The following is a 23,108-nucleotide window of genomic DNA, read 5'->3' on the forward strand; positions in this document are numbered from 1 at the left end:
TCATTCAGTAGTCATTCATAGATCAACGAGTAATGACCACTGAATGACCATAAATGACAGTAAAATCAATTCGTTAAACGCATGGGTATGCCCTGAGCCGCCAGGTACGTCTTCAGGTCGGGAATACCAATTTCTTTGAAGTGAAAAATACTGGCCGCCAGGCCCGCATCGGCTTTGCCCGTCGTGAACACGTCGGCAAAGTGGCCCATCGTGCCTGCGCCACCCGACGCGATGACCGGGATGTTGGCGGCACCGGATACCGCCGCCGTCAGCTCGAGGGCAAAACCAGCTTTGGTACCGTCGGTGTCCATCGACGTTAGTAAGAGTTCACCCGCCCCACGGTCTTCAACTTCCTTCGCCCAGGCCAGCGTTCGCAGTTCAGTTGGCCGCCGACCGCCGTGCGTGTGCACGATGTGTTCGCCGTCGACGTACCGTGTATCGATCGCTACGACGATGCACTGACTCCCAAACTCAAGGGCCAGTTCATTGATCAAATCGGGTCGCCGCACGGCCGACGAGTTGATCGACACCTTATCGGCACCAGCATTGAGCAACGCCGATACATCGGCCACCGACGAGATTCCGCCCCCAACGGTGAACGGGATGTTTACGGCATGCGCCACGCGCCGCACCAGTTCAATCAGCGTTTTACGCTCGTCGACGGTGGCCGTGATGTCCAGAAATACCAATTCATCGGCCCCCTGTCGGGCGTAGATAGCGCCCAGTTCGACCGGGTCGCCGGCATCGCGCAGGTTCACGAAATTGGTGCCTTTCACGGTGCGCCCATCTTTAATGTCAAGACAGGGAATGATTCGTTTTGTCAGCATCAGTAGGCGGTAAAAAATTTAATAGCCATCGTATTTTCCGGGTTTTCGATGGGCGTAAATCCGAATTGGCGGTAGAGCCTGTGGGCGTCCTGCGTTACCAGCATCATCCGCCGGATGCCCTGTAAGGCATCGTGGTTCATGATGGTTTGCATAAGCTGTTTGGAATAGCCTTTGCCGCGCTGTTCGGGAACAATAAATACGTCGGCCAGATACCCAAACGTAGCGTAATCGGTAACGACGCGGGCGAAACCGACCTGCTGCCCGTCTAAATAAACGCCAAAGCAAAGGGAATGCTCAATCGACCGCTGCACCACGTCGAGCGGAATATTCCGGCACCAATAGGCTTCCTGACGGAGAAATCGGTGGATCAACCCCACGTCGAGCCGGGTTTTGTCTGTGCTGATTTCGACGGTGTTCATGCGTTGATTGCCGACAGCTGTTTCAAGGTCACGCGCCCTTCGTAGATCGCCTTCCCGACGATTACGCCGAACAGATTCATCTCGGCCAGCTTTTCGAGGTCGTCCATGTTACTCACACCGCCACTGGCAATAATGTTCAGCGATTGGTTGTTCTGCTGGGTACGTTCCTGCAGGTTCCGGTACAGGTCAAACGAGGGGCCCTGCAACAGCCCGTCTTTGGCCACGTCGGTGCTGATCACATGCGAAATGCCCTTCTCGACCCATTCAGCAACAAAATCATATACCCAGAGGGTGGTTGACTCTTCCCAGCCGCCAACAGCAATCTTTTCGTTTTTGGCATCGGCGCCCAGAATCACCACGTCGGCCCCATGCCGCGACAGCCACCGCTCGACCAGATCGGGCTCGCGCACGGCTACGCTACCGGCAGTAATCTGCTTCGCGCCACATTCGAGCGCAATCCGTAAGTCGTCGTCCGACTGAATGCCACCGCCGAAATCGATGTGCAGTTTGGTTTTGGTGGCGATCAGCTCGAGCACTTTGTAGTTGATGACCCGTTTGGCTTTGGCCCCATCGAGGTCAACCAGATGCAGTCGACTAAGACCGGCATCTTCAAACTGCATCGCCACGTCGAGCGGGCGGGCGTTGTATTCGGTCTTTTGGGCGTAGTCGCCCTGCGTCAGCCGGACGGCTTTGCCCTCAATTAAGTCAATGGCAGGAATAATATGCATAGTTACTATTGAACGCAAAGGCGCTACGAAAAACGCGAAGTATAGGTTATAGACGCCATACTGGTCTACACCACGTTGCGTCCTTTACGTTACCCTTAGCGTCTCTGCGTTCGATTATAGTTTCAGGAAGTTTTCGAGAATGCGCTGTCCCACGTTGCCGCTGATTTCGGCGTGGAATTGGGCGGCGTAGAAGTTATCGCGTTGCAACATGGCGCTAAACGGTCGGCCGTAGTTACAAACGGCGGTGGTGCTGGGGCACACGTCGGCCGCATAGCTGTGCACAAAGTATACGTATGCCTCCGGCGGCAGGCCTTCCGTCAGCGGTCCCGTCAGGCTATGGATGCTATTCCAACCTGTATGCGGTACCTTCCCCGCACTCGCCGGAAAGCGTCGGACGTCGATATCGAAAATCCCCATGCAGGTCGTGTCGTTCTCTTCAGAATGGCGGCACATCAACTGCATTCCCACACACGTACCCAGCACGGGCTGTTTCAGGCTAGGAATAAGCAGGTCGAGTCCTCGCTCGCGCAGGTAGGCCATGGCCGTACTCGCTTCGCCCACACCGGGGAAAATCACCTTATCGGCAGCACGGATCGTGGCCTCATCGTCGGTCAGTTCGTAACTGACGCCAATTCGGTCCAGCGCATACATCACCGATTGCACATTGCCAGCGTTGTATTTAATGATAACGGTCTTCATGAGGGCCAATAAAAAACCCGGCTCTGGGCAGAACCGGGCTACGTAGTTTCGTGAATCAGACAGGTCAGTCACAAAGCATACAGCGGTCTGCATCAGCAGGCGAGCCGATGATGGACAGCATAGTGAGCGATGTGAGTTGCTGAGCAGTGATTCATGCCGCAAAATTACAACAGCTTGCCGGGAAGTGCAATGTAACGGGCCACCTGCCGCCTTCTTTTGACGAAATGGTAGCAAGCAACCCCGTTTTGTCGCTTACTTTTGTGCCCACTCGTAACTAAAGGATATGAAGACGGCGTTGATTTGTGGCATTTCGGGACAAGATGGGGCTTACTTAGCCAAATTATTGCTTGAGAAAGGCTATCAGGTTTACGGTGGGTCACGCGATGCCCAGATGTCATCCTTCCGAAACCTGGAGCGCTTGGGCATCCGAGAGGCTATTCAGGTCGTTTCGGTCAGCATCAATGACTTTCGCAGTGTGCTGCAAACGCTGCAAAAGGTACAGCCCGACGAAGTCTATAATCTGGCTGGCCAGAGTTCGGTTGGGCTGTCCTTCGAGCAGCCTGTTGAGACGTTAGAGAGTATCAGTATTGGCACGTTGAACCTGCTTGAGTCAATTCGATTCACCAACCGCCCCATCCGGTTTTACAATGCGGGTTCCAGTGAATGCTTCGGCGACACAGGTACGTTGGCGGCCGACGAACATACACCGTTCCGGCCGCGAAGTCCTTACGGCGTGGCGAAGGCGGCGGCGTTCTGGCAGGTAGCCAACTACCGCGAAGCCTACCAACTTCACGCGAGTACCGGTATTCTGTTCAACCACGAGTCGCCTCTTCGGCCCGAGCGCTTTGTCACCCAGAAAATCGTGTCAGCCGCCTGCCGGATTGCCAATGGCAGCAACGAGAAGTTGACGCTTGGTAATGTGGATATTGCCCGCGACTGGGGCTGGGCTCCTGACTACGTGGAGGCAATGTGGCGCATGCTGCAACAGGAGCAGGCCGACGATTTTGTTATTGCCACTGGTCAAACGCACACGCTGAAAGAATTCATCGCCGTTGTTTTCGAGCAGGTCGGCCTGAAATACGAAGAGCACGTCGTATCAGATTCGCAACTGTTCCGCCCAACTGATATTGCGGAGGGGCACGCCAACCCAGCCAAAGCAAAACAATTACTTGGCTGGCAAGCCCGCCATTCGATGGAGACGGTGGCCAAGATGATGGTCGACGCCGCGTTGATTCGGTCTCGCCCACAACTGGCTTAACTAGAATGACATAACATTTAGGCAATCCATTGTACCTTTGCCGACTTATTGACGGCTTACGGGCCACGTTTTATGACCGTAACTCACTTGCTAATTCCTTCGCTTCTTCGACAATGCTTGTCATATTGCCTGCTCGGGCTACTTTTCCTCTTTACCTCAACCGTTGACGGCCTTGCTCAGTCCCGAGTTGACCAGTTATCGGATGAGCAGGTGCAGGAATTTTATCGCCGGGCCCAGTCGAGCGGCTTAAGTGAGCTTCAGATTGAACAGGCGGCCATGTCGCAGGGCTACACACTCGATGACATCACCAAGATGCGCCGCCGCATCACAGAAATTAGAGGTAAATCGCCCCGTAGCTACCGTGGCAGCGGCGAAGCCGACACCAGCATCGTACGCACATTGCCTTCAGGATTATCACGCCGCCGCGCTGACTCGCTGGGTTTACCACGTATTGATTCAACGAGTCTGCGCAGCCGCGTTTTTGGCGCCTCTCTGTTCCAGAATGCGGGGCTTTCGTTTGAACCCGACATTCGAATCGCTACCCCGAAAAACTACATCGTTGGTCCCGATGATGAGATTCTGTTAGATATCTACGGCGCTTCGTCCGATAATTTTCGGTTACGCGTTACGCCTGAAGGCACCGTGAAAATTCCCAACCTGGCGCCTGTCCTGGTTAGCGGACTAACGGTCGAGCAGGCTGAGCAACGTATCATCGCCCGGCTGCGCCAAGGTGGTTTTCAAGGATTAGGTACAGCGGGTAGCGGTACGTATGCATCGGCTTCACTCGGCAAAATCCGCAGCATTCGGGTTACGCTCGTCGGCGAAGTTGTACACCCAGGTACGTATACCATTTCGTCGCTAGGCTCGGCGTTCAATGCACTGTATTTGGCTGGGGGGCCTAACCCCGAGACGGGTTCATTTCGGCGCATCCAGGTCATTCGGGGAAACAGGATAGTACGTACTATCGACCTGTACGATTTTTTGCTGCGCGCCGATCAGCGCGATAACATTCGGCTTCAGGATCAGGACGTCATTCGAGTAGCCGAGTACCAGACACGTGTCGATGTGCAAGGCGAGGTGCGTCGGCCTTATCTGTTTGAACTTTTACCAGGCGAAAACTTTCAAACGCTACTGGCTTTTGCTGGTGGGTTCAACGAAGAGGCTTACACCGCTTCTATATCCGTTCGCCGCAACACGCCCCGTGAACGAAAAGTGATTACGCTCACACCAGATGAGTTTACCTCGTTTATGCCCCAACGTGGTGATCGTTTCACCATTGGCCGTATTCTGAATCGGTACGAGAATCGGGTACAGATCGTTGGTGCGGTAATGCGGCCGGGCGATTACGCCCTTGAGAACGGACTGGTTACTGTTGGGGACCTCATCCGGCGAGCCGATGGTCTTCGGAAGGATGCGTCAACGACCCGGGCCAATATCTTTCGGGAAAGCGACAATATGGATGTGCAAAACATCACTTTTGACGTGAGTCGTTTGCTCAAGGGTGAGGTGGCTGATATTCCCCTTCAACGCCAGGATAGCGTGGTCATCCAGTCAATTCGTGATCTAAGAGAAGCGTATAACGTCACTATCGAAGGAGCCGTCAACAAGCCTAGTACATTCAGCTACGTAAGCAATATGACCGTGGCGGATTTGATTACTCTGGCAGGTGGTTTCCAGGAAGGAGCTACAGCGAACCGGATCGAGATCGCCCGTCGGATACGTAGCGACTCAACTAATAGCCAGACCAACACGGAGATTTACCGATTTAATATTGATCGGTCTTTGAGACTTACAGAGGAGGATGCCCGCTTTTTGCTCCAGCCGTTCGATGTCGTCTATATACGTACCCAGCCTTATTACGAAACGCAGCAACAAGTGTTCGTTAATGGAGAAGTCCTCCACCCAGGCGTATATGCTATTTTAAGTCGTACTGAACGTATTTCTGATTTGATTCAACGGGCAGGTGGCCTCAAACCGGATGCTTATCTAGCTGGCTCACAGTTTTACAGAAGCCGTAAATTGATCGGGACAGATATCCGAGCAATTCTTGATAATCCCAGCGCTGACGGAAATCTCCTCCTACAAGATCGGGATACGTTGTACATTCCCCGCCGTTCAGACCTTGTAGAGGTGCAGGGGGCGGTGTTGAATCCGTCAACCGTCAGTTATGGCCAGCGCCTGACGTTGCGTGACTATGTCACGCAAGCGGGTGGATACACGGAAAACGCCCGAGTGAGTCGGTCCTATGTTATTTATCCAAATGGACGCAAAGACCGAACAAAGCGATTTTTTGGTATTAAATCATACCCTAAAATTCAGCCGGGTTCGGTCGTGGTAATTCCGTTTAAACCACTTGACAATGATCGACTCACCCCTACTGAACGATTTGGTATTTTTTCGCTAATCGGCACGCTAGCTGCGACGGCGACAACCATCATCATTAATCTGAGCAAGTAATAGTCGTATGTCAGTAATAGAAAGGGGGGAAGATACTGCAAACGACCAGGTCATCGAGATCCGTCTGAGCGATGTGACGACTTTTCTGAAGAAGAGTCGACGCATTATGCTTATAGGTGCTCTGATAGGCGCGCTAATCGGGGGCATCTATGCCTTTTCGAAACCAAACGAATATACTTCCCAGATAACAGTGTTACCGGAAATTCAGGCTAAGGGATCTTCTGGTTTAGGCGGCTTAGGTTCTTTAGCAGGTTTAGCAGGTATTGATATCAGCAGTATGACTTCAGCTACAGATGCCATCCGTCCTGAGTTGTACCCTGATGTATTACAGAGCGTCCCTTTCGCGTTAAATATGCTCAAACGTCCTGTTTATGTAAAGGAATTCAAACGTACCCAATCATTAGAAACGTACCTAGCAGAGAAGTCAAGATCTCGTTTTTCTGACTTACTGAGCTTCGGCAATGCTAGCACCGAGAGCGATGACATACCAGGCGATACAAGTCAGGTATTGCGTATGAATAGAGAGCAAGAGGTATTGGTTAAGGCTTTACACAAACAAATAACCGGTACATACGAGAAGAAATCAGGCGTGCTAACGATTACGACGATTATGAATGACCCGGTTGTAGCAGCCGATGTCGTGCGTCATTCATTAGCTTACTTAACCGATTACATAACGACCTATCGTACAGAGAAAGCCCGCCGTGAAGTTGACTTTCTGAACCGGCAGGTGGCAACGGCAAAACAACGCTATCAAACGGCAGAGTACGCGCTTTCTGCCTATCGCGATCAGAACCGTAGTGTATTTCTGAATACAGCCAAAATTGAAGAGCAACGTATACAGGCAGAATTCTTGCTAGCTCAGGATTTATACAATACGCTCTCCAAACAGTCAGAAATGGCAAAAATTAAGGTGCAGGAGAACACGCCTGTTTTTAAGGTTCTAGAACCCGCCCGTATTCCCTTAAAGAAAAGTGGTCCAGGGCGTATTGGTATCATATTGATATTTATAACATTAGGTTTGTTCCTTTCCTTATTTATTAAGGCGTACAATACGTGGCGGTCAATATAGCAACTTAGCCTTATTTTTGCATTTCTGCTCATTAACCTTCACATTCAGTCTATCAATGGCTTGCAAACTCGAATTCTTTTCAAATAGCCTTACTAAATTCAGCTTAAAGTATATTCAAAAATATTGAAACAGTCTAATTAGGTGCTTTCATTCTTCTTTAAAAGCCTTTACTAAAGAAGCTGTCATGATCCCTGATCGAAAATAGATAATCCAAGTATGATGAAAAGCAGCGTGTTTAATATAATTGGAGGTGGCTTAAGGATTATCATTACGCTGATATCGGTCCCTATTCTGATAAAATTATTAGGAACAAAACAATTTGGCATTTATTCAATCGCTAATGCTGTAATTAATATTGTCTCGCTAGCTGAATGGAGTATCGCTTTATCAACAACAGTTTTAACAACCAAAGACAATAATAAGAACATTTCAAGTGCGTGCTTCTATTCATCAATTATACTCGGGTTATTTGTATTTAGCGTAACAATTCTCATATCTACAGCTATAAGTGAGTTTTACTCTTCCTTATCACCAGATGATGTTCAATCCTTACAGCGAATAATACAAATTGGAAGTATAACTATGTGCTTACGCGTTATACAACAATATTTCGTAGGGATAGAGCAGGCAAATAACAGATACGATGCACAAAATATTATCAACACAGTTTCTAATACACTTTTTTATTGTGGATCCATAGCATTTGCTTACACATCCAAATCGTTACTAACGATATTTGCTTGGCAACTAATAATAACCTTTTTTTCAGTAATTACTCATGTCTTATTCAGTATTAGGATAAAGTTGATAACCGGCATAAAACAACTTCTTACATGGTCTAACACGGATATAAAAAAAGTATTAACGTACTCATCTAAAATTTGGCCTAGTGCTTTCGGTAGTGTCTTGTTTTCACAAGGTGATAGACTGATTGTAGGTAAGCTATTAGGTTTGGAGGCTACTGGCATTTACACAGCTCTTACTTCAATTGTGAATCAAATAAACATCTTATCCGCACTACCAGCCCAACCACTAGTGTCTTACGTAAAAAGTTATCTAGGTACTGCAGAAGAAACAAAACTCAAAAAATTTGTTGAAAACTCATCGTCTTTGAATGTTCTTCTTTCAATTGGGATTGGCATTATACTTATTTGCTTTTCTCCAGAAATAATAAATCTATTATTAGGAAAATGGACAGGCACTCTTAATATGAGAAAAAGTTTTATTCTGCTAACAATAATCTATTCAGTGTATTCTTTAAATGCATCTGGATACTATATTCTTTTTGCTGTAAGTAAAGAAAAACTGAACACAGCAATTTCGTTAACTGCGGGTCTAATCACATTGACAAGCATATTTATACTTTCTAATGAATTTGGGTTGATCGGAGCAGTGGTCGGTAATGCAGGCTACTGGATCACACTCCTTTTAGCATATTATGGTCTAAGATATATTCCAAATTCCTTTAATTACCTCATAAAAAGCTACATAATTTGCACAGGTATATTATTTTTATCAATGATATCTACTCTAATAAGTAATTTGTTAGGTAGGGGGATGATTTGTATTGTATGCATACTATTGCTATGCCTCGTTCTAAACATCAATATCAAGTCGTTAAGTCAAAAAATACTCAATAAAATTAGGCCTCATAATAATCTGCTATAAATTAATTAAGGTTAAAAGGCAACTTGATAAGTACATTTTTTTACACTAAAAAGGTTTTCAAAAATCAAAAACTTTTCTATCTACAATGAACTCTATAACACGGTTATAAGTATATAAACTTTTGCAAAAAAGTGATTTTTAAGAATATGTGACAGCTTTCTATTGCTTTCCAGCAAAGCTTATCAGAATAAAGGCCAAACAATTATATCATATCCCTAGGCAATTATTATCCTTATAAAAGAACCCAGTCGATGTTTCATATTTAATACCAGCCGACAGGCCTCTAAACTCAATCTTACGAAAATTATTATCTTTCAATTTTTGAAGCCCTTCCTCATATTCTTTTCTATACTCACAATTATCAAATATGATTACACCACCTAATGCTAGATTATTAATAGCTGGTTCAACACAATTATTCCTGTCAATTCCATCTATAATTACTATATCAAATTTTCGATTAAATTCATAAATTTTATCAGAATATAAACTTATGCCTTCATTCATAGGGTAAAAAGCAGCTAGCTCATAGGGTATGTTGCCCGTCTCAACATAAACATAGTTGACGTTTTGAGGAATGTTCTTCGATACTAAATCAAACCATACCTTATCATTTTCTATGGATGTCACAGACGCAACGCGATCGGATAGCCACAAAGTTGACCCACCAGATCCATACTCGAATACTGTTAAGCTTTTATTTAATTTTTCTTCTAAAAAATGAATTGCGCTATAAGTAAACCAAGGTATTGGTTTACCCTCAACACTTAAGGGTCTTTTTTGCCAGAAGCTTTTCAACCATCCAGTTTCTCTCAGGTAACCATTTGTTGATGAAACCATAAAAAGAAAATCCACTCTCATTAGATGCATCATCTGCCGAATTACCTTTTTCATAATAAAAAGCTTACTGTAAGTCTTATCATGCAAATATATCTCAAGAAAGATTCTATGCAAATTATAGTCTATCTAACGAAACACATTAGCCAGCTAATGTACGGATGTATTACAAAAGAGAGTTAACGAGCTGATAAAGTCTAGAATACTTATTAACGGTGCATGATGGCAATATCATATTAAAATAATTATCTTGCTTTTTCTATAACAACTAAGTCAATAAAGAATACCTATTCAGGGTTCACAACCCTATACCCATTGGCAGATCGTTTTTCTAGCTATCAAATATAGATGTAAACATAACTTTTCGCCACAAAGAACTGATTTCATGGTTAAGAGGGTAGGCATTCTGATACGATAATACAAAGGTTGAATTAGTGGCATTACTAAGATAACACAACCTATCTATCGATTGTGTAACTAATTCGGTAACTTATATATGTATACTAGTATTTTAGTTTTTACAAAGTAAATCGCTGAATCAAAGTTTAATAAGGCTTAAACCAAAACAACTATTCATAGATTAAAGTAAAATAACAACACATCTGTGTATACGCTACAAATGATAAAGCACCCAATATTCCTTCTTTGAAGTAAATTGTAGTAAACTGCCATTCAGATCATAATATATCTACGATGTCTATGAGCAGAATCCCTTCCAGAGGCATTTCATGAGTGTCCGTCAATAGTTTATCAACTGACAATCAGCAAATTACAATTATTTAGTAAATATATATTTTTTACTATAAATTTGGTATTTCATAGAGATCATAAAACTTCATTATGAATGGTCCTTTAATTACAGTTATCACGGTAACGTACCAAGCGGAGAAAAGTCTTGAGGAAACAATCAAGAGTGTCATAAATCAAGCACCTATTTATGAGTATCTCATTATAGATGGGGGAAGCACAGATGGCACAGTTGACATAATTAAGAAATACAACAGTCAAATAAAGTATTGGTTGTCTGAAAAAGATAACGGAATTTATGAAGCAATGAATAAAGGAATAGATAAAGCAAGTGGTCAATGGATTTATTTTCTTGGGAGTGATGATCAGCTATGTAAAAACTCGCTGACTTCAATCAGTAAATACCTTACAGATGAGAACGACATGGTATTTGGAGATGTTAAAAGCAGCAACCAAAAACGCATCAAATCTTTCTTGAATAAAAGAATAATCTTTCAAAATACACTTCATCATCAGGGCGCTTTTTATTCTTCAAAGCTATTTGACACTTTCAGATATGATTCAAAATTAAAAATACTATCTGATTATGAATTGAACCTATATATATACATCCACAAACTTCCAGTTAAGAAGGTGAACCTTGTAATAGCCGAATGTGGCGATGGAGGGGCTAGTAGCAACATCGCTTTATCAATTAACGAAACTAACATAGTGAGATCAAAGTTAATCAAGAGTAACTTCCTAAACACTGTAGCATCATTTGCTTTAAAAGTCTACTACAACCAAAAAGAGTTTAGAAATAAATTCAATTTCTTATAACTACTTTAAAGTAAGTCTTTGTGGAAAAATTTATTCGAATACCGAATACTGGGCAAAACGAGTTTGCCAATATTAGAAACGAGAACAGTTTCCTCGATGATGTTTTATTCGTTATAACACTATACAAGACTGAATTGCCAAACAGCATTACTTTTAACTCATTGAAAAAATTCATACATACACAATCAATAGAAAGCCCACGAGCAGATTTAGCCCTGATGGATAATAGTCCTATAAGTGATTTTAGTAGTATTGAGCAGTTGAATATAAATTGGCTAAATATATATTACTTCCATGATCCATCCAACCCAGGTGTTAGCAAATCTTATAATCGCGCCGCCGATTTAGCCACAACATTGAAAAAAAAGTGGCTATTATTATTAGATCAAGATTCTCTTCTACCTGATAATGGCTTAGAAAAATATCAAATAGCAACTAGTCTCTGGAAAGGACATTCAGTGTATGCACCCATATTAAGGTCTCAGAAAATTATATTATCACCATGTGCTTATCATTTTTTCAGGGCATCTCATCTCAAAAAAATAGGTATAGGTATAAATACAACACACAATAGAAATGTATTAAACAGTGGTCTATTAATAGATATTGAGAGCTTTGACATGGTAGGGAGATATGATGAGAATGTCTGGCTATATTTTAGCGATTTTGTCTTCTTTAATAGATTAAAAAAACATTATAAACATTTTGTTATAGTAGATATACACATTGAGCATGATTTATCCAGTGCAGATTACGTTGATATAAACATCGCTAAAGAAAGGTTCGAGTTGTATTGTGATGGTGCTTTTTTAGCATATAAATCTGAGAGAAGTTCTTACTCACTAATATGTTATACCGCCACTATCGGATTAAGAAGCTTGCTTATGAGTTTAAGATTAAGAAAAATAACTTTTCTGTCAATTTTTTATAAAAAGTTCTTATCAAGAAAATGAATACTAAAATTCTGTTTAATCCATTCTATCTATACGCAATAAGCTTTGGCTTATCTTTATTTATTTATTCATGGCAATGGTCAGATCTATATCCTCCTCTAAGCACTAATGTAACAACTTTTTTGTGCTTAACATTTATAGTCTCTACTTATTTAGGAATTAAAGTGGCAAAGAAAATTGAATTTAAACCTGTTAAGAAAAGTAGAAAAAATTTGTTGATTTGCTTACTTATAATACTATCATATAGTGTAGAGTTTTTATATAATAGAGGCATACCTTTATTATTATTATTTAAAGGAGTAGACATTTCGTATATGGAATTTGGCATTCCAACTTTCCACGTATTCTTACATACCTTTACAAGTTTTTATACAATCTACCTATATCATCAATATCGAAGTAATAAAGAATTTAAACTGTTGTTACTTACACTTCTGTTATTGATTCCTAATATACTAATCATAAACCGAGGGGCATTAATAATGACGATGACCGCCTGTCTATTGATCTACCTCCTTTCAATCCGTAAGGTAATAGTTAAGACCCTGCTTTTACTTGTTACTTCTGCAGCATTATTCTTTTTTGGTTTCGGCTATTTGGGCAATCAGCGCTCCTTTAACGGAGATCCAGTCGCTTTTTTAAGTCTTACAGAAGCATCTCCTAGTTTTGTAGACAGTAACATACCTAAGGAATATTATTGGTTCTATATATATGCTTCGTCACCATTCGCGAATTTCCAAAATTCGACTTTGACCAGTAAAAATCACCGATATGATATTCTATCTTTCATTTCTTGGGAATTGTTACCAGATTTTCTTTCTAAAAGAATCGTACCGATTGAGGAAGATTATGACGGAAAAAACCGTTTAGACTATTCCATTAATCCTATTCTGACCGTAGGTTCAATTTATTTTGAGCCTTTTATAAGGCTTGGTTGGCTGGGCCCAATAATTGTTTTTTGCTTCTACTGCATGCTATTATTTTTGTATGCATATTTTTTTGACATAAGAAGCGATTATTTCTTGACAGGAATATCTATACTATGCGTTATTTCCATTTTCAACATATTTGAGAACATGATAAACTTCTCTGGATTAAGTTTACAATTATTATACCCAATATTATTTACATTCATAAAAAAGAATTTTCGTTTATTTATTCCAAGTGTAAATATTATCGTTCCAAGTACTAAATTTAGAATACTATGGAGAAAGTAAGCGTATGTATGGCCACTTTCAATGGCGCTAAATTTGTAAAAAGGCAACTTTTATCAATATTGCCACAACTTGAGCCGTTAGATGAAATTATAATTTCTGATGATAACTCTACTGATGATACAGTATCTGTTATCAACTCCATACATGATAAGAGGATTAAAGTGCATTTGAATAAGATTGGCTCAGGGCCTACAGCTAATTTTCAAAACGCTTTATACTTATGCTCTGGAGATATAATTGTTCTATGTGATCAAGATGACATATGGCTACCAACGAAACTTTCGGATATCCGCCATGCACTAAGCACTAGTGATCTCGTCATTACTGATTGCATTGTTGTTGATGAAAAAGAACAAATAATACATGAGTCATTTTTTGCTTTAAGGAATAGCCGGAAAGGATTTTGGAGAAACTTATACAAAAATTCTTATGTTGGATGTTGCATGGCATTTAAGAAAGAAGTTTTGTCATACAGTCTGCCTTTTCCTCGCCATATACACATGCATGACTGGTGGATTGGATTATGTGTTGAGAAGCTAGGAAAAGTCTATTTTCTGGATAAACCATTAATAAAATATGTCAGACATGGTAATAATGCGTCCCCAACTGGTGAAGCAGGTTACAATTTATTGACAAAACTAATTAACAGATTGCAACTATTATTTTACATAATTTTTCGCTAACATTAGAAATCCTGATTCTATGTCAAATGGTGTTGCGGTTATCATTCCGACATACAATGCGGAGTTTTATCTACCCGATTTACTACGTGCCCTGAAACAGCAGTCATTGTCGCACGAATTGATTGTAATAGATTCGGAATCTGAGGATACCACTCAAGATATTCTGCACGATAATAACGTAAGAACTGTATCAATAAAGAAATCTACTTTTAACCATGGTTCTACCAGAAATCTGGGCTTAACTCTGACCGATGCTGATATAGTAATATACATGACACAAGATGCCATACCTTACAATAATGACACATTACTCAATATCGTTACTTTTCTGGAGAGTTCAGATTCAATAGCGATGGCGTATGGTCGTCAAGTGCCTTACCCCCATACAGGTATATTGGGTCAACTAGCTAGATTAGCTAATTATCCAGGAGAAAGTATCATAAAAAGCAAGGAAGACATTCCGTTGCTGGGTATAAAAACGTGTTCTTGTTCAAACTCGTTTGCTGCTTATAAACGAAAAGAATTAATTAATATAGGGTCCTTTCCAGATGACATTATTTTAGGCGAGGATGTAACAGTAGGTGCTAAATTGATTCTTGAAGGGAAATCTATTGCATATGTAGCAGATTCAGTTGTGTATCATTCACATGACTATACGCTAATGGAAGAATTCAAACGTTATTTTGATATAGGCGTTTTCCATAAAGATGAGCATTATCTGTTGAAAGAATTCAAGGCTGCTGAGTCAGAAGGCATCAAGTATGTAGCTTACGAAATAAAGTATCTTGTTAAGAATAGCCATTTCTTATTATTACCTTCCCAATTAACAAGAACATTACTTAAATACTTAGGATATAAACTAGGCTACTACTATAAATATCTTCCAGCCAATTTAATACTAAATTTGAGCATGCATAACCGATTCTGGAAGAGCAAAAAAATACCATAATTAATTTTTACCCTTTTACTATGTTTTAAAGATTTCAAAAAGCGTTTAGTCTAACCAACTAATTACACTAATCGAACATAATATGTATTGAGGTTCATTAATTAGAAGTTACCTTTTGCTGCGTAATCAAGAAAATCCTTTTATAATAAGTATTTATACTAGAAAATTGATAAATTATGGCATTTGAGTAAGTATTTTATCTTGACTGGAAAAAATAGCTGTGTCACTATTATCGTTTAAAGGAACTAAGCGTGTATTCAGGCCTTTGTCAGATCACTGCTGATTAAGCAAAAGTATCTTTTTAATATGGTGGCTGTGCTTATAAGCGATTCGGATACTATCTAGATTAATAATACGTTTAGCAAGGCAATTATTTAAGACGGTCTGAATCTAGCCAATATGATGCCTTTTTGAACTTACACTAACTATAGCATAACTTCTAAAACACTTATCCATTGTGAGGGTTTGCCTTTTAAATCCTCATAAATTTTACTCATCCATATGGCATCGAATCGTGTACTTATCGTCATCAGCATATATTTGGTGACAACGCTCAATGGCGTATACGGACAACTCCGAGTTGGTTTACCAACTGGTACTGTTAACCCTTCCGCTTCGCTTGAGGTCGGTCCGGGTCCTTACCCAACAGGAAGCCCTTTCAGAGGGATCATAGCTCCCAATATGACTATTTCCCAAAGAAATCAGATACAAAATCCAAGTACTGGTATCTTCCTTTACAACACTGATAATAAACAAATTGAGGTAAACGTAGGTACTCCGAGTGCTCCTGTTTGGGGGCCTGCTGTTGGCAGTGGAACAGCTTGGAGCATTAATGGTAACAGTGGCACAAATGATAAGACGAACTTTATCGGTACCCCCGATAATGTTCCGCTCAGCTTCAGGGTATTTAACCAGCCAGCAGGTCGGATTGATCATATACTGTTTAATCTAGGTCTGGGCTTTTTCTCAATCAACCCATCAACAACAGGTACGTATAACACCGCTGTTGGAAGTTACACACTCCGCAATAATACAAGTGGCATTGCCAATACCGCAGTTGGAGCCGGTGCTCTGACCACCAACACTTCAGGAACGGGTAACACTGGTATAGGTCACGATGCCATGATTGGCAACATCAACGGCCGAGAAAATACAGGTATAGGGCAGAATGCTTTGCGAAGTAACACCTCAGGTATATCCAACACTGCATTAGGAGCTGATGCAATGAACGATGGAACTTCTGCTAGTGATAATACAGCATTAGGTGCATCCGCTCTTTACAGCATCAATACAGGCAATCAAAATACAGCCGCAGGAGCACTTGCATTATTCTCTAATACTACAGGTTATAATAATTCCGCATTAGGCAATTATGCTCTTCAGAATAATGTCGGGGGTTACTTAAATATTGGAGTTGGTCATAATGCCGGGCCCTCAAGTAGAAATGTCTCAGTTAATAATTCGACAGCAATTGGTGCAGGGTCAGTCATCGACGCGGTGTTCTCAGTTGCCATTGGCGCTAATGCTACCATCAACGCAGGTAGTGGACTTAATACATTAGTCGGCGCAAATTCAAGTACTGGCAACAATGTAACCAATTCCACCGCTATAGGCGCAAGAAGTGCCGTCAACAGTAGTAATACGATAGTATTGGGTGATGCCAATATCTCTTCACTTCGATGTAATGTTCAGTCTATATCTTCATTATCTGATGCCCGGATAAAAGAGAATATCAAAACTAACGTACCTGGCTTGGCTTTCATAACCAAGTTGCGTCCCGTTACTTATACCGTTAATAAGACCAAAGAAGCGGCATTGGTTGGCTACAAAAATGACAATATCGTATCTGACACAACTACGCATAGTGGATTTATTGCGCAGGAAGTTGAAAGAGCAGCCTTCTCAGCAGGTTACAACTTTGAAGGAGTAAAATCAGAAGAAGGTGGTCGGTACTACACCGTCGGTTATTCTTTATTTGTCGTGCCTCTTGTTCAGGCAGTTAAAGAGCTAAACGATGAAGTAAAGCTTCTGAAAGAGAAGCTGAAGAAAAGTGAAAATGCATACGATCAGTTGTCGGTACAGCTCTCACGTCTCCAAGAAACAGTTAATTCTATTGTCACGCCTCAAGCTGATGCCCGTAGCATAAACCAACACTCTAAATAACCAGCTTGATGAAAACTCTACTTCTTCTCACTGTGTCGCTCGTATCGTTTCACACAACTTTTGCCCAGCAGATTTTCTCGCCTAATTCCCAACCGTTCGGTGTCAAAACGGACGCGAATAATAACATGCTAATGGTTGGACTAGACCCTTCGGTTAGTAACGGTGGAAATGCCAATACGCTACTCGGCTATCAGGCAGGCCAAAGAGTAAACACAGTACGAGAGAATACAATTGTTGGTTTTCAGGCTGGCTACAACAGCCTGGGCGACGCCAACCTGTTCCTGGGCGCCTACGCCGGCTTCAGCCAGCAAAACGCCACCGGCTACAACAACACCTTCATCGGACAGCGCACGGGCTTCAACAACTCATCGGGCTTCGCCAACATCTTCCTGGGCAGCAACGCGGGCTACTCCAACCAGTCGGGCAACTACAACACCTTCATCGGCAACTCGGCGGGTCAGCAAAGCCAGTTCGGCAGCTTCAACACCTTCATCGGCAACGGCGCGGGCTACAACGCCGGCAACGCCAACTACAACCTGATGATGGGCGCTCAGGCGGGCTTCTACACCACCTCCGGCAGCTACAACGTAATCCTGGGTCAGGATGCAGGCATCAACAACCGAGGCGGCAACAACAACACGTTCGTGGGCAAAGGCGCGGGCGGCGACCAGAACAGCCCCAACCTGGAGAACTCAACGGCTATCGGGGCCAACGCCGTTGTCTCAGCGAATAACGCGCTGGTGCTGGGCAGCAACGTCAATGTGGGCATCGGCACATCAGCACCGGCGCGCAAGCTGGAAGTCGTGTCGGGAACAGCCGGCAGCAGCGGGCTGCGGCTGACCAACCTGACAACGGCTAACCCCGGTACGATTGCCACGGCCACGCGCTTTTTGACCGTCAATGCCCAGGGGGACGTGGTGCTGGGCAGCACTACCGGAGCTCGGATGGGGGCTGACGAGGCCAACTGGACTGCTGAAGGCAGCAACCTGATCAATGCCAATGCAGGGGCGGTGATCATCGGCTCAGGCATTGCCAAAACGCCGGCTGGCTACCGGCTCTTTGTGAAGGAGGGCATCTTGACGGAGAAGGTGAAGGTAGCAGTCGCCAACACGAACGAGTGGTCCGATAAAGTATTCGAGGCGGGTTACAACCTACGTTCGCTTAATCAGGTTGAGGCCCACATCAAGCAGCATGGTCACCTGCCCGGCGTCCCCTCAGCCACTGAGGTGGTCAAGGAAGGCATTGACGTTGGCAAAATGGATGCCAAGCTCTTGGAAAAAATTGAAGAGCTGACCCTATACGTGATTGACCTTGAGAAGAAACTTGCAGCACAACAACAGGAGATTAATGTTCTAAAAGTCAAAGAAATACGTAATCGTTATAAAAAATCAATAACGACTAGATATCAAATTAAATAACTTTAAACAGTTCTTTTCAGAAAAAGAATTTCATAAATCTGAAAACCAGAAGGTGCATATAGGTTGTCCATCAATAATCTATATGCACCTTCTGGTTAACTAGTAAGCTTTCTTTAACGAAGGACTATTATCAATTAATCCATCTTCGACAGTTCTGTTAATGACAGTCCACTTTTTCACCGTTCCTTGAAGGCCCGAAAAGTTATAAGCCCTTTGATGTTGTATTCTATTACGCGTGTCTATAACTTTATTCGTTTTTCCTTCTGCGTATTTGGTGCACTCCCAAATCTCAACTACCGCCCCGCCTAGAGTATTACCAGTTACTATACAGTCTTTGAATGTATTACCAGACAAAACAATATTATCTGTACTATATATACCTAGACCTATAGCCCCAGAAGAAGACACATAATTATTTATTAATTTAATATTCGATTGCCTTTTTGGCTCTGTTAAACCGATTTGATTGTTATCACCTAGACTTGCGCAGATAATCGCAGCTCTTCCCGAAGATGCTTGTCCACCATTAATAAATACTTTTTTATTGATAATAGTCTTAGAACAATTACTGACGCATTTATTATTCAGAACCTGAACATTTTTAAGGCGGGTCACCCCATCTGGGTATAATAACTTTTGATTCATGAGCGCAATACCTGCAAGAACAGTATTACTAAACATACTATTCTTGATTACCATATCAGCACCTGCCACAGAACCAAATCCTTGATAACAATTTTTAACCTGACATTTATCAATTACCAATCCAGAAGCTTGGTGGATTCCTCGTCTCATAAGATATTGACGTTCAGCATCTCTCCCGTAGTCATGAAAACTCATTGCATCATCTTTACAATCGCTATACTTGTTATTAATGTATTTAATTTTTGCTGAATAATGAGCATAGGTACCGTCACGCCAAGTATGTTCAATCCAAGAGTTTTCAATTGTAATACCGTAACATTGCGTAATGGCTATTCCAATCTCTGGACTATTTCGTATGTGAGATTTCGATAGCAATATATTTTCGCATTGATCGAATTGTAAGGTATGCTGGTTATTACCGCCGTTGGTTACGGGCATTTTTACATAGCCCCATTCACCACCTGTGAGGACAACATCTTTACATTTCTGAAATAGCCAAGCCGGTTTACTTAAATCATTACATAAAATTATGGCTTTATCTGCTCTTACACTCAGATTGGTGACATTAGCTATCAAAATCTGACCAGAAACTAAATAAAACTTTGGCGCCTTTGGAACCACAACCTTGCTATTAGATCTAAAACAGCGCAAAAAAGCCTGTGTGTCATCGTGCTTGCCATCGCCCTTTGCTCCATATTGCTGTGGGGTAATACTCTTTTCACGCAAATCACTATCCTTAACGCGCGATTGTAGCACGGGGCTATGGCTATATTTCACGAACAATACCAACATAAAGTGAGCCAAATTTGAAGGAGTAATCAACGTGAGCATGTTCTTTAGATTTATAGCCAGATCAATATCAAAAAGCAAACGATATATTCTTCTTTACAGAATGTTCTCGAGTCATGAGTTAGTTCTTGAAAATACGATAATTTTTGAATAGGCTTGCTTTACGCTCTGGTAGTGATAATACGTCAGTAAATAGATGCATAGCTATTCAGATTGAAAATTACTCTCTGCTGCTATGCTCAGCTAGTATATAGCAGCTAAAAACATATTCGTATATTTAGATTACTAGCAGGCCAGCCTTGCTAAAGGTATAAGGAGAGCCACTCAGGCAATACACTGGTCTGATCCACTTGACAATGAGCCAACCATGCTGTTGTCTATTATACGATCAAAAGTGTACCTTCATAGTTATAGCATCACTTTTAAAGCATTATACTATAGATGTGAAGTAAAGTGGCAAAGGGTTATCAGACATTGTAAGACGATTTTGTTAAAGACAAACTGGTTGGGGTAGATGTTGATTTCAGCCGTCCAGAACTATAGGTACTAGTAGACTACCTTTAGAGAGCGGTAAGGATTACCGCCCACCTATTAAGTCACCTGACAATCAACCGATTAAGTATAAACTACAAATAGTCAATGTTCTAATTGTTACCTTTTGCCACTGTTACAGATAAATAGTCTCCATTGACCAGTTAAATTAAAAACCTAATCGTTATTGGATACTGGTACACTTTCTGCTAATGGATACCATTGTAGGCTTCATAAATACTCCCCCTTTGCTTGTTAGGTCAAAAGTGCTCACCTCGCTTTGATTCCATGCACGCTTGCAATTAACTTATGCCCTTTTACACAGACTTTGAACTGAACCGATTTTAGCATGAAACAATTCGTCTACTTGACCATAGCTTCCATTGGGGTATGGACATCTTCACTTGCACAAACAAACTACGTGGCAACAGGCCCGGGCACAGCGGCGCCTGGAGCCGATAATACACTAGTAGGCGTTGGTGCAGGTAACCTCAACATGAGCGGCGCCAGTAATCTCTTTATTGGTCGAGGTACTGGAATGCAAAATATGTCCGGCACTCAAAACGTCTTTCTGGGTGCATCCGCGGGGAACTTGAACACTTCAGGTCAAGGCAACTCGTTTGTCGGTTATCAGGCGGGCTACAGTAACGTTGGCGGCAACAACAACACGTTCTTCGGGTCTGGAGCAGGTTTCAAAAACGATGCAGGCTTTAGTAATGTTTTCGTTGGTCAACGGTCTGGCTACTTTAATGCTGGTGGCGCTTATAACGCTTTTGTGGGTACAGGAGCTGGTTACAATAATACGAGTGGAGCTAACAATTCGTTTATCGGTTCGGATGCAGGCTCTACCAATACTACAGGAAGTGATAACATCTTTATCGGATCACTAGCTGGCTCAGCGAATGATGTAGGTAGTTCTAACGTCTTCATTGGCAGCAAAGCTTCCTTGAACAACAAAGCAGGTAAAGAAAGTGTATCGGTTGGTTTTCAGGCTGGCTACAACAGCCTGGGCGACGCCAACCTGTTCCTGGGCGCCTACGCCGGCTTCAGCCAGCAAAACGCCACCGGCTACAACAACACCTTCATCGGACAGCGCACGGGCTTCAACAACTCATCGGGCTTCGCCAACATCTTCCTGGGCAGCAACGCGGGCTACTCCAACCAGTCGGGCAACTACAACACCTTCATCGGCAACTCGGCGGGTCAGCAAAGCCAGTTCGGCAGCTTCAACACCTTCATCGGCAACGGCGCGGGCTACAACGCCGGCAACGCCAACTACAACCTGATGATGGGCGCTCAGGCGGGCTTCTACACCACCTCCGGCAGCTACAACGTAATCCTGGGTCAGGATGCAGGCATCAACAACCGAGGCGGCAACAACAACACGTTCGTGGGCAAAGGCGCGGGCGGCGACCAGAACAGCCCCAACCTGGAGAACTCAACGGCTATCGGGGCCAACGCCGTTGTCTCAGCGAATAACGCGCTGGTGCTGGGCAGCAACGTCAATGTGGGCATCGGCACATCAGCACCGGCGCGCAAGCTGGAAGTCGTGTCGGGAACAGCCGGCAGCAGCGGGCTGCGGCTGACCAACCTGACAACGGCTAACCCCGGTACGATTGCCACGGCCACGCGCTTTTTGACCGTCAATGCCCAGGGGGACGTGGTGCTGGGCAGCACTACCGGAGCTCGGATGGGGGCTGACGAGGCCAACTGGACTGCTGAAGGCAGCAACCTGATCAATGCCAATGCAGGGGCGGTGATCATCGGCTCAGGCATTGCCAAAACGCCGGCTGGCTACCGGCTCTTTGTGAAGGAGGGCATCTTGACGGAGAAGGTGAAGGTAGCAGTCGCCAACACGAACGAGTGGTCCGATAAAGTATTCGAGGCGGGTTACAACCTACGTTCGCTTAATCAGGTTGAGGCCCACATCAAGCAGCATGGTCACCTGCCCGGCGTCCCCTCAGCCACTGAGGTGGTCAAGGAAGGCATTGACGTTGGCAAAATGGATGCCAAGCTCTTGGAAAAAATTGAAGAGCTGACCCTATACGTGATTGAATTGAAGAAAGAAACACAAGCATTGAAGGTTGAAAATGCTCGCATCAAACAGCAGCTTCGTCGCCCCACCCGCCGCTAAGCTATTTTTGCGAATCGGTTAAATTAATGCTGATTGGCAAAAGCCACCTTCTCGAGAAGGTGGCTTTTGTTTTTGTAACCCTGCCTATCTTTGAG

The 23,108-nt window shown here is 43.2% G+C and carries 18 protein-coding genes; 12 read left to right on the top strand and 6 right to left on the bottom strand.

Annotated elements, in window-relative coordinates; genetic code table 11:
• Positions 1 to 65: 65 nt before the first annotated feature.
• From hisF to hisH, 4 genes are all read right to left on the bottom strand, one after another.
• Positions 66 to 827 (bottom strand): imidazole glycerol phosphate synthase subunit HisF, encoded by a 762-nt coding sequence (gene hisF, locus FAES_RS25335; protein ID WP_015334056.1) that lies wholly within the window; start codon positions 825 to 827, stop codon positions 66 to 68.
• Entirely contained in the window at positions 827 to 1,246 is a 420-nt protein-coding gene (locus tag FAES_RS25340) for a GNAT family N-acetyltransferase (protein ID WP_015334057.1), read from the bottom strand. Before FAES_RS25340 ends, hisF begins: the two co-directional genes overlap by 1 nt.
• Positions 1,243 to 1,974 (bottom strand): 1-(5-phosphoribosyl)-5-[(5-phosphoribosylamino)methylideneamino]imidazole-4-carboxamide isomerase, encoded by a 732-nt coding sequence (gene hisA, locus FAES_RS25345; protein ID WP_015334058.1) that lies wholly within the window; start codon positions 1,972 to 1,974, stop codon positions 1,243 to 1,245. The genes FAES_RS25340 and hisA overlap by 4 nt, the downstream gene beginning before the upstream one ends.
• A 114-nt stretch (positions 1,975 to 2,088) precedes the next feature.
• Positions 2,089 to 2,673: an imidazole glycerol phosphate synthase subunit HisH gene (gene hisH, locus FAES_RS25350; protein WP_041259476.1), complete on the bottom strand. Its 585-nt coding sequence runs from the start codon at positions 2,671 to 2,673 to the stop codon at positions 2,089 to 2,091.
• A gap of 283 nt (positions 2,674 to 2,956) precedes the next feature.
• Here hisH and FAES_RS25355 point away from each other — a divergent pair, with 283 nt between their 5' ends.
• The 4 genes from FAES_RS25355 (at position 2,957) to FAES_RS29790 (ending at position 9,128) form a co-directional block, all read left to right on the top strand.
• Complete coding sequence (locus FAES_RS25355; protein WP_015334060.1) at positions 2,957 to 3,931, top strand: GDP-mannose 4,6-dehydratase; 975 nt, start codon at positions 2,957 to 2,959, stop codon at positions 3,929 to 3,931.
• A gap of 72 nt (positions 3,932 to 4,003) precedes the next feature.
• Positions 4,004 to 6,388, top strand: a complete 2,385-nt coding sequence (locus tag FAES_RS25360) for an SLBB domain-containing protein (protein WP_015334061.1) — start codon at positions 4,004 to 4,006, stop codon at positions 6,386 to 6,388.
• Between the two features lie 7 nt (positions 6,389 to 6,395).
• Complete coding sequence (locus tag FAES_RS25365) at positions 6,396 to 7,460, top strand: Wzz/FepE/Etk N-terminal domain-containing protein (RefSeq protein ID WP_015334062.1); 1,065 nt, start codon at positions 6,396 to 6,398, stop codon at positions 7,458 to 7,460.
• 219 nt (positions 7,461 to 7,679) lie between these two features.
• Positions 7,680 to 9,128 (top strand): lipopolysaccharide biosynthesis protein, encoded by a 1,449-nt coding sequence (locus FAES_RS29790; RefSeq protein ID WP_229364533.1) that lies wholly within the window; start codon positions 7,680 to 7,682, stop codon positions 9,126 to 9,128.
• Positions 9,129 to 9,335: 207 nt separating this feature from the next.
• On the opposite strand, the gene FAES_RS25370 is transcribed toward FAES_RS29790, so the two are convergent.
• Positions 9,336 to 10,022 carry a hypothetical protein gene (locus tag FAES_RS25370; RefSeq protein ID WP_148289447.1) on the bottom strand — a complete coding sequence of 229 codons (687 nt, stop codon included), beginning with the start codon at positions 10,020 to 10,022 and terminating at the stop codon, positions 9,336 to 9,338.
• A gap of 783 nt (positions 10,023 to 10,805) precedes the next feature.
• On the opposite strand from FAES_RS25370, the gene FAES_RS25375 reads away from it, so the two are divergent.
• The 7 genes from FAES_RS25375 to FAES_RS25395 all read left to right on the top strand — a co-directional run bounded on the left by FAES_RS25375 (position 10,806) and on the right by FAES_RS25395 (position 18,914).
• Positions 10,806 to 11,531, top strand: a complete 726-nt coding sequence (locus tag FAES_RS25375) for a glycosyltransferase family 2 protein (protein ID WP_041258392.1) — start codon at positions 10,806 to 10,808, stop codon at positions 11,529 to 11,531.
• A gap of 20 nt (positions 11,532 to 11,551) precedes the next feature.
• Entirely contained in the window at positions 11,552 to 12,484 is a 933-nt protein-coding gene (locus tag FAES_RS30240; protein WP_015334064.1) for a glycosyltransferase family protein, read from the top strand.
• A 482-nt stretch (positions 12,485 to 12,966) separates the two neighbouring features.
• Complete coding sequence (locus FAES_RS25380) at positions 12,967 to 13,701, top strand: hypothetical protein (RefSeq protein ID WP_041258393.1); 735 nt, start codon at positions 12,967 to 12,969, stop codon at positions 13,699 to 13,701.
• Positions 13,689 to 14,384: a glycosyltransferase family 2 protein gene (locus tag FAES_RS29795; RefSeq protein WP_083891510.1), complete on the top strand. Its 696-nt coding sequence runs from the start codon at positions 13,689 to 13,691 to the stop codon at positions 14,382 to 14,384. The genes FAES_RS25380 and FAES_RS29795 overlap by 13 nt, the downstream gene beginning before the upstream one ends.
• Positions 14,385 to 14,403: 19 nt before the next feature.
• A complete protein-coding gene (locus FAES_RS25385; RefSeq protein WP_015334066.1) occupies positions 14,404 to 15,333 on the top strand; it encodes a glycosyltransferase family 2 protein in 930 nt (309 codons plus the stop codon).
• Positions 15,334 to 15,834: 501 nt separating this feature from the next.
• Positions 15,835 to 17,496, top strand: coding sequence for a tail fiber domain-containing protein (locus tag FAES_RS29800; protein WP_015334067.1), 1,662 nt, complete (start codon positions 15,835 to 15,837; stop codon positions 17,494 to 17,496).
• Positions 17,497 to 17,627: 131 nt separating this feature from the next.
• Positions 17,628 to 18,914: an autotransporter outer membrane beta-barrel domain-containing protein gene (locus FAES_RS25395; RefSeq protein WP_193790488.1), complete on the top strand. Its 1,287-nt coding sequence runs from the start codon at positions 17,628 to 17,630 to the stop codon at positions 18,912 to 18,914.
• 99 nt (positions 18,915 to 19,013) lie between these two features.
• Here FAES_RS25395 and FAES_RS25400 read toward each other — a convergent pair whose 3' ends face one another.
• Positions 19,014 to 20,390 carry a right-handed parallel beta-helix repeat-containing protein gene (locus FAES_RS25400; RefSeq protein WP_148289448.1) on the bottom strand — a complete coding sequence of 459 codons (1,377 nt, stop codon included), beginning with the start codon at positions 20,388 to 20,390 and terminating at the stop codon, positions 19,014 to 19,016.
• A 1,435-nt stretch (positions 20,391 to 21,825) separates the two neighbouring features.
• Between FAES_RS25400 and FAES_RS25405 the strand changes: the two genes are divergently transcribed.
• On the top strand, positions 21,826 to 23,013 hold the full coding sequence (locus FAES_RS25405) for a bZIP transcription factor (protein WP_229364534.1): 1,188 nt from the start codon (positions 21,826 to 21,828) through the stop codon (positions 23,011 to 23,013).
• Positions 23,014 to 23,108 lie beyond the last annotated feature (95 nt).

The sequence above is a fragment of the Fibrella aestuarina BUZ 2 genome (assembly GCF_000331105.1).
In the GTDB taxonomy this organism is placed as follows: Bacteria; Bacteroidota; Bacteroidia; order Cytophagales; family Spirosomataceae; genus Fibrella; species Fibrella aestuarina.

Excerpts from the sequence above, each read along its gene's own strand:
- hisF (WP_015334056.1), bottom strand. The coding sequence starts at position 827 with ATGCTGACAAAACGAATCATTCCCTGTCTTGACATTAAAGATGGGCGC.
- FAES_RS25340 (WP_015334057.1), bottom strand. The coding sequence starts at position 1,246 with ATGAACACCGTCGAAATCAGCACAGACAAAACCCGGCTCGACGTGGGG.
- hisA (WP_015334058.1), bottom strand. The coding sequence starts at position 1,974 with ATGCATATTATTCCTGCCATTGACTTAATTGAGGGCAAAGCCGTCCGG.
- hisH (WP_041259476.1), bottom strand. The coding sequence starts at position 2,673 with ATGAAGACCGTTATCATTAAATACAACGCTGGCAATGTGCAATCGGTG.
- FAES_RS25355 (WP_015334060.1), top strand. The coding sequence starts at position 2,957 with ATGAAGACGGCGTTGATTTGTGGCATTTCGGGACAAGATGGGGCTTAC.
- FAES_RS25360 (WP_015334061.1), top strand. The coding sequence starts at position 4,004 with ATGACCGTAACTCACTTGCTAATTCCTTCGCTTCTTCGACAATGCTTG.
- FAES_RS25365 (WP_015334062.1), top strand. The coding sequence starts at position 6,396 with ATGTCAGTAATAGAAAGGGGGGAAGATACTGCAAACGACCAGGTCATC.
- FAES_RS29790 (WP_229364533.1), top strand. The coding sequence starts at position 7,680 with ATGAAAAGCAGCGTGTTTAATATAATTGGAGGTGGCTTAAGGATTATC.
- FAES_RS25370 (WP_148289447.1), bottom strand. The coding sequence starts at position 10,022 with ATGAAAAAGGTAATTCGGCAGATGATGCATCTAATGAGAGTGGATTTT.
- FAES_RS25375 (WP_041258392.1), top strand. The coding sequence starts at position 10,806 with ATGAATGGTCCTTTAATTACAGTTATCACGGTAACGTACCAAGCGGAG.
- FAES_RS25380 (WP_041258393.1), top strand. The coding sequence starts at position 12,967 with ATGACGATGACCGCCTGTCTATTGATCTACCTCCTTTCAATCCGTAAG.
- FAES_RS29795 (WP_083891510.1), top strand. The coding sequence starts at position 13,689 with ATGGAGAAAGTAAGCGTATGTATGGCCACTTTCAATGGCGCTAAATTT.
- FAES_RS25385 (WP_015334066.1), top strand. The coding sequence starts at position 14,404 with ATGTCAAATGGTGTTGCGGTTATCATTCCGACATACAATGCGGAGTTT.
- FAES_RS29800 (WP_015334067.1), top strand. The coding sequence starts at position 15,835 with ATGGCATCGAATCGTGTACTTATCGTCATCAGCATATATTTGGTGACA.
- FAES_RS25395 (WP_193790488.1), top strand. The coding sequence starts at position 17,628 with ATGGTTGGACTAGACCCTTCGGTTAGTAACGGTGGAAATGCCAATACG.
- FAES_RS25400 (WP_148289448.1), bottom strand. The coding sequence starts at position 20,390 with ATGCTCACGTTGATTACTCCTTCAAATTTGGCTCACTTTATGTTGGTA.